We start from the raw sequence: 1765 nt of genomic DNA, 5'->3' as shown, positions 1-1765 counted from the left end.
TACCCTCACATGATTGTGTAGAAAAACCACCTACACACGTTCAAAAAATCTGGAATAATAAAAATGCTTGGTCGGGCACCCATAGGTTCCTGGCCTTTTTCTGGCCCAGCCCCCTACGAAGATTCTGCTCTTGATGGGGCTGGCACCCGACGCAAGAGAGTCGTGCCCATAACACGAGTCTACTAATAATAGGGGTCATCTATGGCTACATTGGTTACCTCTGCCGACGTGTTTATTGGCGGCGAGATCAACATAGACACTGATCCCATAGAGTTCGAAGGTGGGCGTAACCTTGGGCCACTGCCGACTCTGTATGACACCAATGGTAAATACGTCGAACCAGTCAATCAGTGGTTTATCCACTTAGCCGCAGCCAAGCGACTTGAAGATCTCAGCTCCTATGCACGTGCGCTTCGCCGCTACTGGGAGTTTCTCGACAAGCATGAGTTGACCTGGGATCACTTCCCTCCAATAAAGGGGCTCAAGCCAACCTACCGCTTCCGCAATGATGATCTTCTAAAAAATGCCAAGGCGGGGAAACTTGCATATTCAACAGCTAACACTTACATGAGCCATGTGGTTCAGTTCTATCTGTGGGCAGCCCGTGAGCGCTACTACCCGATCACCGAAAGCCACAAGCCGTTTGAGATTGAGTTCGTGCGGGTGAAAAACGGTAGCATGCTCGCGCACATGATGCCTGAGTTTGTAGTGCAGACCTCTGATCTACGTATCAAGGTGCCTAAAGATGCGACCAGTAAGACTGTGCGAAGTTTAAATCCCTTGTCTCGGGATACACTGCATATACTGTCCCAGCGCCTACGCACTGAGTCACCAGAAACACGTCTAATCGCAATGCTGGGCGCACAGTGTGGCCTTCGGATTGAGGAAGCTTCAGGTTTCACACTAACCGCACTTAACCAGGCTGTGCCACGTGCTGATTCGCGAACTCACTACGAGATCACGATAGGCCCCAGCAATGGCGTACCTACCAAGTACGGCAAAACACGCACTATTGAGATCACCGATACCCTGCTGCATGAGTTGAAGCGCTACGCTATCGACGAACGACGCTTAGCTCGCCTAGACAAGCTGAGGGTTCATCTTAATCAGCACCGTAAGTTGTTCTCGGAGCAAAATCGGCTACCGTTGCAGCCTCTTGGGCTGAACAAAGCAAGCCTCGAAGCATTAATGGCTTCCGACAGCTATGAGCCATTGTTTATCAGCCAGCAAGGTAACCCGTATTTACCCAAAGTGGTTGATGCCCGATTCGGTGAGCTGCGCCGCTCTATGGTAACGATGGGGATCCCGTTCACCCACCGCTTTCACGATCTTCGTTGTAGCTATGCCACCTATCGCCTACACAGCTTGCTAGTTGCTGGACTGGATCCGGCAGAAGCGCTCGATCTGTTAATGCAGTGGATGGGCCATAACCACGAATCAACCACCTGGAAGTACCTGCGCTACCTCAAACGTAAGGAAGCCTTGAAAGAAAAAATCTCCATCTTGGATAACATCATGCATCAGGCATTGCGGGAAGCTTGAAATGAGTAACGATGTTGCTCTCCTATCCCCTTGGGTTGCACACCTATCGATTTCTGGACGCTGTGGTAATAACTCACCGCTTCATCTCGACTTTAACCGTTTTCGCTATTTTGGCATGCCACAAACCAAGGATATCCAAAATGGAAAAGCGAAATATGCCAAAAGGGATGACCTCGCACAGAGCCTGTATAAGGCTATTGTCGGGCATGAAGATGCCGAGTCG

1 protein-coding gene and 1 pseudogene are annotated in these 1765 nt (G+C 50.3%); both read left to right on the top strand.

The genetic code is table 11. The features are described 5' to 3' along the window. Positions 1-201 precede the first annotated feature (201 nt). A complete protein-coding gene (locus OKC40_RS21575) occupies positions 202-1542 on the top strand; it encodes a tyrosine-type recombinase/integrase (RefSeq protein ID WP_270796953.1) in 1341 nt (446 codons plus the stop codon). Position 1543: 1 nt separating this feature from the next. Beyond that, positions 1544-1765 (top strand): annotated as a pseudogene (locus OKC40_RS21570) (hypothetical protein); the annotation flags it as partial.

Source organism: Aeromonas sp. QDB11 (assembly GCF_027705265.1).
Lineage (GTDB): Bacteria > Pseudomonadota > Gammaproteobacteria > Enterobacterales > Aeromonadaceae > Aeromonas > Aeromonas allosaccharophila.
This window is presented reverse-complemented; position numbering and strand designations above follow the sequence as displayed.

What these genes read in the sequence shown, in the direction of transcription:
- OKC40_RS21575 (WP_270796953.1), top strand. Translation starts at nt 202, where the DNA reads ATGGCTACATTGGTTACCTCTGCCGACGTGTTTATTGGCGGCGAGATC.